The 7,369-nt window shown below is 73.6% G+C and carries 7 protein-coding genes; 5 read left to right on the forward strand and 2 right to left on the reverse strand.

The genetic code is table 11. The features are described from left to right. Positions 1-70: 70 nt before the first annotated feature. Positions 71-1,756: a phenylacetic acid degradation protein PaaN gene (gene paaN / locus GPJ59_RS31110; protein WP_219671260.1), complete on the reverse strand. Its 1,686-nt coding sequence runs from the start codon at positions 1,754-1,756 to the stop codon at positions 71-73. A 123-nt stretch (positions 1,757-1,879) separates the two neighbouring features. On the opposite strand from paaN, the gene GPJ59_RS31115 reads away from it, so the two are divergent. Then, positions 1,880-3,391, forward strand: coding sequence for a 3-hydroxyacyl-CoA dehydrogenase (locus GPJ59_RS31115; protein ID WP_219671261.1), 1,512 nt, complete (start codon positions 1,880-1,882; stop codon positions 3,389-3,391). Next, the gene (locus GPJ59_RS31120) at positions 3,388-3,975 is read left to right on the forward strand and encodes a TetR/AcrR family transcriptional regulator (RefSeq protein ID WP_219671262.1); all 588 of its coding nucleotides are present in this window, start codon (positions 3,388-3,390) and stop codon (positions 3,973-3,975) included. The genes GPJ59_RS31115 and GPJ59_RS31120 overlap by 4 nt, the downstream gene beginning before the upstream one ends. A gap of 73 nt (positions 3,976-4,048) precedes the next feature. On the opposite strand, the gene GPJ59_RS31125 is transcribed toward GPJ59_RS31120, so the two are convergent. After that, positions 4,049-4,663, reverse strand: coding sequence for an Lrp/AsnC family transcriptional regulator (locus tag GPJ59_RS31125; protein ID WP_219671263.1), 615 nt, complete (start codon positions 4,661-4,663; stop codon positions 4,049-4,051). A gap of 200 nt (positions 4,664-4,863) precedes the next feature. Between GPJ59_RS31125 and pdhA the strand changes: the two genes are divergently transcribed. The 3 genes from pdhA to GPJ59_RS31140 form a co-directional block, all read left to right on the forward strand. Beyond that, positions 4,864-6,000: a pyruvate dehydrogenase (acetyl-transferring) E1 component subunit alpha gene (gene pdhA, locus GPJ59_RS31130; RefSeq protein WP_219671264.1), complete on the forward strand. Its 1,137-nt coding sequence runs from the start codon at positions 4,864-4,866 to the stop codon at positions 5,998-6,000. After that, the gene (locus GPJ59_RS31135) at positions 5,997-6,995 is read left to right on the forward strand and encodes an alpha-ketoacid dehydrogenase subunit beta (protein WP_219671265.1); all 999 of its coding nucleotides are present in this window, start codon (positions 5,997-5,999) and stop codon (positions 6,993-6,995) included. Before pdhA ends, GPJ59_RS31135 begins: the two co-directional genes overlap by 4 nt. Then, positions 6,995-7,369 (forward strand): biotin/lipoyl-containing protein (locus GPJ59_RS31140; RefSeq protein WP_308120582.1); only part of this gene is annotated, 375 nt, incomplete at its 3' end. The genes GPJ59_RS31135 and GPJ59_RS31140, both read left to right, overlap by 1 nt.

Genomic DNA, 7,369 nt, shown 5'->3' on the forward strand with positions numbered 1-7,369 from the left:
GCTCGCGCCCGCGCCTCGCGCCCGCGCCTCGCGCCCGCTCCCCGCGCCCGCGCCCGCGCGCCTCGCGCCGTCAGGCCTGGCGGCGGATCTCCACCATGCGGAAGCGGTTGGAGACGAAGGCGCCGTCGCACAGGGCCGCGTTCGCCGCCGGGTTGCCGCCGGAGCCGTGGAAGTCGGAGAAGGCGGCGGTCTGGTTCACGTACACCCCGCCGGTGAGGTTGAGGGAGAGCTGCGCGGACTCCTCCAGGCAGACCTCCTCCACCGCCCGCTCGACGTCCGTCGAGGTCGTGTACGCGCCGACCGTCATCGCGCCCTTCTCCCGGACCGTGCGCCGCAGCAGCTCCAGCGCGTCGGCCGTGGAGTCGACGGCCACGGCGAAGGAGACCGGGCCGAAGCACTCCGACAGGTAGGGCGCGGAGTCGTCCGGCTTGGCCGCGTCCAGCTTGACCACGACCGGGGTGCGCACGACCGCGCCCGGGAACTCGGGGTTGGCCACCTCGCGGGAGGCCAGCGCGACCTCGCCGAGCCCGGCCGCCGCCTCCAGCCGCTCCTTCACGCCGGGGTTGACCAGGGCGCCCAGCAGGGCGTTGGCCCGGGCGTCGTCGCCCAGCAGCCCGCCCACGGCGGCCGCGATGTCGGCCACGACCTCGTCGTAGGTCTTGTGGCCGGCGTCGGTGGCGATGCCCTCGCGCGGGATCAGCAGGTTCTGCGGGGTGGTGCACATCTGGCCGCTGTAGAGCGACAGGGAGAAGGCGAGGTTCGCCAGCATGCCCTTGTAGTTGTCGGTGGAGTCCACGACCACCGTGTTGACGCCGGCCTTTTCCGTGTAGACCTGCGCCTGCCGGGCGTTGGCCTCGAGCCAGTCGCCGAACTCGGTGGAGCCGGTGTAGTCGATCAGCTTGACCTCGGGGCGGACGGCCAGGGTCTTGGCGATGCCCTCGCCCGGGCGCTCGGTGGCCAGCGCCACCAGGTTCGGGTCGAAGCCGGCCTCGGCCAGCACCTCGCGCGCCACCTGCACGGTCAGGGCCAGCGGCAGGACGGCCCGCGGGTGCGGCTTGACCAGCACCGCGTTGCCCGTGGCGAGGGAGGCGAACAGGCCCGGGTAGCCGTTCCACGTGGGGAAGGTGTTGCAGCCGATGACCAGCGCGATGCCGCGCGGCACGGCCGTGAAGGTCTTCCCGAGCTCCAGGGGGTCCTTCTTGCCCTGCGGCTTGGACCAGTGCGCCTGGCCCGGGACGCGGGTCTGCTCCTCGTAGGCGTAGGCGACGGCCTCCAGGCCGCGGTCCTGCGCGTGCGGACCGCCGGCCTGGAAGGCCATCATGAACGCCTGGCCGCTGGTGTGCATGACCGCGTGCGCAAACTCGTGGGTGCGCGCGCTGATCCGGGCCAGGATCTCGATGCAGACCAGGGCGCGGGTCTCGGGCCCGGCGTCGCGCCAGGCGGCCATGCCCGCCTTCATCGCGGGCAGCAGCACGTCCGGGTCCACGTGCGGGTACTCCACGCCGAGCTCGGGGCCGTACGGGGACACCTCGCCGCCCACCCAGCCGTCGGTGCCGGGCTGGCCGAGGTCCAGGCGGGTGCCGTGCAAGGCCTGGAAGGCGGCGAGGCCGTCGGCCGGGGCCGTCTCGCCGTAGGCCTTGGGGTGCTCGGGGTGCGGGGACCAGTAGGCGCGGGTGCGGATGGCCTCCAGCGCCTGGTCGAGGGTGGACCGGTGCTTCTCGGAAAGCTGGGCGGTGGACAGGTCGGCGGCGGCCATCAAGACCAACTCCTCGTTGAGCCGGGCGAAGCGGAGCAGACTGGAGTTAGAGTAACCGAACGATCGGTCGGGACAAGAGGGCCGACCGAGCCTGTGGACAACCCATGCGGGAGGATCGGGGACATGACAGCTATCGAGCGCTCCCGCACCGTGGCGGTCGTCGGCGCCGGAACCATGGGCCAGGGCATCGCCCAGGTCGCCCTGCTCGCCGGCCACCCCGTCCTGCTCCACGACGCCCTGCCCGAGCGGGCCCAGGACGCGGCCGACGCGGTCGCCGGCCGGGTCGAGCGGCTCGTGGCCAAGGGCCGCCTGGACCGGGCCGAGGCGGACGCCGCCGTGGGCCGGCTCGGGGCCGCCTCCGCGCTGGCCGACCTCGCCGGGGCGGGGCTGGTGATCGAGGCGATCGTGGAGGACGCGGGTGTCAAGCGCGAGCTGTTCACGGCCCTCGAAGCGGTGGTCCCGGCCGACACCCTGCTGGCCACCAACACCTCCTCCCTCTCCGTCACCGAGCTGGCCGGCCCGCTGGCGCACCCCGGCCGCTTCGTCGGCCTGCACTTCTTCAACCCGGCGCCGCTGCTGCCGCTGGTCGAGGTGGTCAGCGGCTTCGCGACCGACCCCGAGGCCGCGGAGCAGGCGTACGAGACGATGATCGGCTGGGGGAAGACCCCGGTCCGCTGCGCCGACACCCCCGGCTTCATCGTCAACCGGATCGCCCGCCCCTTCTACGCCGAGGCCTTCGCCGTGTACGAGGAGCAGGGCGCCGACCCCGCCACCATCGACGCGGTGCTGCGCGAGAGCGGCGGCTTCCGGATGGGCCCCTTCGAGCTGACCGACCTGATCGGCCAGGACGTCAACGAGGCCGTGACCCGCTCGGTGTGGGAGTCCTTCTTCCGCAGCCCCAAGTTCACCCCCTCGCTCGCCCAGCGCCGCCTGGTCCAGTCGGGCCGGCTCGGCCGCAAGTCGGGGCACGGCTGGTACCCGTACGGCGCGGAGGCGACGGCCCCGCTGCCGCACACCGCGGCCCCCGAGGAGGCGCCGGAGAAGGTCACCGTGGTCGGTGACCTGGGGCCGGCCGCCGAGCTGGTGGACCTGCTGGAGGAGGCCGGGATCGCGGTCACCACGGCCGAGACCGGCGGCCCGTACATCCAGCTGCCCGGTGAGGGGCAGCTGGTGCTCGCCGACGGCAAGACCTCGATCGAGTTCGCCGACGTCGTCTACTTCGACCTCGCGCTCGACTACCGCGGCGCCACCCGGATCGCCCTGTCCGCGGGCGAGGACACCTCCGCCCGCACCCTGGCGGAGGCCGTCGGCCTCTTCCAGAAGCTCGGCAAGCAGGTCAGCGTCATCGGCGACGTGCCGGGAATGATCGTCGCCCGTACGGTCGCGATGCTCATCGACCTGACCACGGACGCGGTCGCCCGCGGGGTGGCCACCGCCGAGGACATCGACACCGCCATGAAGACCGGCGTGAACTACCCCCTCGGCCCCGCCGAATGGCACGACCGGCTCGGCCGGGACTGGGCCTACGACCTGCTGCACCACCTCGACGAGCGCTGCCCCGGCGGCCGCTACGCGCCCTCCCTCGCGCTGTACCGGGCGGGCTACCGGGACGGCGAGGAGGATTCCGCCTCATGACCACCGCCAGGCGCGACACGTACACGCCGGAGACGCTGCTGTCGGTGGCCGTGCAGGTCTTCAACGAGCGGGGCTACGACGGCACCTCCATGGAGCACCTCTCCAAGGCCGCCGGCATCTCCAAGTCCTCCATCTACCACCACGTCGCGGGCAAGGAGGAGCTGCTCCAGCGGGCCGTCAGCCGGGCCCTGGACGGGCTCTTCGCGATCCTGGACGAGCCCGGTGCCACGACCGGCAGCGCCGTCGGGCGCGTCGAGTACGTCACCCGGCGCACGGTGGAGGTGCTGGTCACCGAACTCCCCTACGTCACGCTGCTGCTGCGGGTGCGCGGCAACACCCGTACGGAGCGGTGGGCGCTGGAGCGCCGCCGCGAGTTCGACCACCGGGTCGCCGAGCTGCTCGGCGCCGCCGCGGCCGACGGCGACCTGCGCGGCGACCTGGACACCCGGCTCGCCACCCGGCTGCTCTTCGGCATGGTGAACTCGCTGGTGGAGTGGTACAAGCCGCACTCCGCGGCCGACCGCGACCAGCTGGCGGAGGCCGTGGTCCGGCTGGCCTTCGACGGCCTGCGGACCGCCGGCTGACCCGTCCGCGTCCACGCCCGGACCCGCCCGCGCCTGCCCCGGCCCCGTCCGCGTCCGCGCGGGCGGGGCCGTTTCAGTCCTCGCCGAGCGCGGGGCCCCGCGGGGTGCCCGGGTCCAGGAAGTCGGTCTCCTCGAAGACCAGCAGGGTGTGGGTGGAGAGGACCTCCGGCATGGCCTGCAGGCGGGTGAGGACCAGTTCGCGCAGGGTGCGGTTGTCGGGGGTGTGCACCAGCAGCAGGACGTCGAAGTCCCCGCTGACCAGGGCGATGTGGGCGGCGCCGGGCAGCTCGCGCAGCTTCTCGCGCACGGTGCGCCAGGAGTTCTGGACGATCTTCAGCGTGATGTACGCGGAGGCGCCCTGGCCCGCGCGTTCGTGGTCGACGCGGGCCGTGAAGCCGCGTATCACGCCGTCGTCGATCAGCCGGTTGATCCGGGCGTACGCGTTCGCCCGGCTGACGTGGACCTGCTCGGCGACCGACCGGACGGAGGCCCGGCCGTCCGTCTGGAGCAGCCGCAGGATCGAGCGGTCGATCGGGTCCAGGGGGCGGGGCGGGGGCGGGGCCGCGGGCGCTCCGGTCGCGCCCGGTGTGCCGGGGGTACCCGGTGTGTCCGGTATGCCGGCCGGGCCGGTCACCGCACCCGCTGTGACCGGTGCGGAACCCGTTCCGGCCATTTGTTCATCCGCCATTGCCCCCGGCCTCCCTGTCCTGGACGTCCTGCATCCATCCCAGGGCCCCGGCGCCACTTTGTCCACAGCCTGGAGGTGCCTGTAGCCAAAATGTGCGGACGACCGAACAATCGGTAGGTGAGGCGCTTCAGTCCCCGGCCACCGCCGGGGGCGGCCCGGCGCTCACCCTGCCCGCTTCCCACGAGGAGGTGTACGCCGCCATGACGGTCCAAGAGCTGCCCGGCGCCGGTGCGTCCTACCGTCCCACCCCGCCGCCCGCCTGGAGGCCCCGTACGGATGCCGCCCCGCTGCTCCCGGACCCCGAGCCCTACCGGGTGCTGGGTACGCCGGCCGCGGAGAAGCTGGACCCGGACCTGATGCGGCGGTGCTACGCCGAACTGGTGCGCGGGCGCCGGTACAACGCCCAGGCCACCGCGCTGACCCGGCAGGGCCGGCTCGCGGTGTACCCCTCCACGGTGGGCCAGGAGGCGTGCGAGATCGCGGCGGCGCTGGTGCTGTCCGAGCAGGACTGGCTCTTCCCCAGCTACCGCGACACCCTGGCGGCCGTCGCCCGCGGCCTCGACCCGGTGCAGGCCCTGACCCTGCTGCGGGGCGACTGGCACACGGGCTACGACCCGCGCGAGACGCGGATAGCCCCGCTGTGCACCCCGCTGGCCACCCAGCTGCCGCACGCGGTGGGCGTGGCGCACGCCGCCCGGCTGCGCGGGGACGACGTGGTCGCCCTCGCCATGGTCGGCGACGGCGGCACCAGCGAGGGCGACTTCCACGAGGCGCTGAACTTCGCGGCCGTCTGGCAGGCCCCGGTGGTCTTCCTCGTGCAGAACAACGGCTTCGCGATCTCCGTCCCGCTGGCCAAGCAGACGGCCGCCCCGACCCTCGCGCACAAGGCCGTGGGGTACGGCATGCCCGGCCGGCTGGTCGACGGCAACGACGTCGCGGCCGTGCACGAGGTGCTGGCCGAGGCGGTCCACCGGGCCCGCTCCGGCGGCGGCCCGACCCTGGTCGAGGCGATCACGTACCGGATGGACGCCCACACCAACGCCGACGACGCCACGCGCTACCGGGAGGACGACGAGGTGGCCGCCTGGAGGGAGCACGACCCGGTGGACCTGCTGGAGCGCGAGCTGACCGCGCGCGGCATCCTGGACGAGGCGGGCATCCAGGCCGCCAAGGACGCGGCCGAGACGATGGCGGCCGCCCTGCGCGAGCGGATGAACGCCGACCCGGTGCTGGACCCGATGGACCTGTTCACGCACGTCTACGCGGAGCAGACCGACCGACTGCGGGAGCAGGCGGCCATGCTGCGTGCCGAGCTGGATGCGGAGGCCCAGGCATGACCACGGTGGCAGTGAAGCCGGCCACGATGGCCCAGGCGCTGGGACGGGCCCTGCGCGACTCCATGGCCGAGGACCCGACGGTCCACGTCATGGGCGAGGACGTCGGCACGCTCGGCGGCGTCTTCCGGATCACGGACGGGCTCACCAAGGAGTTCGGCGAGGACCGCTGTACGGACACCCCGCTGGCCGAGGCCGGAATCCTCGGCACGGCCGTGGGCATGGCGATGTACGGCCTCCGGCCGGTCGTCGAGATGCAGTTCGACGCGTTCGCCTACCCGGCCTTCGAGCAGCTGATCTCGCACGTGGCCCGCATGCGGAACAGAACGCGGGGCGCGATGCCCCTGCCGATCACGATCCGGGTGCCGTACGGCGGCGGGATCGGCGGCGTGGAGCACCACAGCGACTCCTCCGAGGCGTACTACACGGCCACCCCCGGCCTGCACGTGGTCACCCCGGCGACGGTGGAGGACGCCTACGGGCTGCTGCGGGCGTCGATCGCCTCGGACGACCCGGTGGTCTTCCTGGAGCCCAAGCGGCTGTACTGGTCGAAGGCCGAGTGGAACCCGGCCGCCCCGACGGCGGTCCCGGGCATCGGCAAGGCGCTGGTGCGCCGCGCCGGCACGAGTGCCACCCTCATCACGTACGGCCCGTCGCTGCCGGTGTGCCTGGAGGCCGCCGAGGCGGCCCGCGAGGAGGGCTGGGACCTGGAGGTCGTGGACCTGCGCTCGCTGGTGCCGTTCGACGAGGAGACGGTGGTCGCCTCGGTACGCCGCACCGGACGCGCGGTCGTGGTCCACGAAGCGAACGGCTTCGGCGGCCCGGGCGCGGAGATCGCCGCGCGCGTCACGGAGCGGTGCTTCCACCACCTGGAGGCGCCCGTGCTCCGCGTGACCGGGTTCGACATCCCGTACCCGCCGCCGATGCTGGAGAAGCACCACCTGCCCGGCGTCGACCGGATCCTGGACACCGTGGCCCGCCTTCAGTGGGAGAACTGATGCCTCAGGTACTGGAGTTCAAGCTCCCCGACCTCGGCGAGGGCCTGACCGAGGCGGAGATCGTGCGCTGGCTGGTCGCGGTCGGCGACGTGGTCGAGATCGACCAGCCGGTCGTCGAGGTCGAGACCGCCAAGGCCATGGTGGAGGTGCCCTGCCCGTACGGCGGTGTGGTCACCGCCCGGTTCGGCGAGGAAGGCACGGAGCTGCCCGTGGGGGCGCCGCTGCTGACGGTCGCCGTGGGCTCGCCGGAGGCGGTGTCGGCCGGTGCGGCCGACACCGTGGAGGGCGGTCAGGCCGAGTCCGGCTCGGGCAACGTCCTGGTCGGGTACGGCACGGACCACTCCCGCCCGGCCCGCCGCCGGCGACGGCCGCCA

It is taken from the genome of Streptomyces bambusae, from assembly GCF_019400985.1.
GTDB lineage: Bacteria > Actinomycetota > Actinomycetes > Streptomycetales > Streptomycetaceae > Streptomyces > Streptomyces bambusae_A.

Coding starts and splice junctions, on each gene's coding strand:
- paaN (WP_219671260.1), bottom strand. CDS start 1,756: ATGGCCGCCGCCGACCTGTCCACCGCCCAGCTTTCCGAGAAGCACCGG.
- GPJ59_RS31115 (WP_219671261.1), top strand. CDS start 1,880: ATGACAGCTATCGAGCGCTCCCGCACCGTGGCGGTCGTCGGCGCCGGA.
- GPJ59_RS31120 (WP_219671262.1), top strand. CDS start 3,388: ATGACCACCGCCAGGCGCGACACGTACACGCCGGAGACGCTGCTGTCG.
- GPJ59_RS31125 (WP_219671263.1), bottom strand. CDS start 4,663: ATGGCGGATGAACAAATGGCCGGAACGGGTTCCGCACCGGTCACAGCG.
- pdhA (WP_219671264.1), top strand. CDS start 4,864: ATGACGGTCCAAGAGCTGCCCGGCGCCGGTGCGTCCTACCGTCCCACC.
- GPJ59_RS31135 (WP_219671265.1), top strand. CDS start 5,997: ATGACCACGGTGGCAGTGAAGCCGGCCACGATGGCCCAGGCGCTGGGA.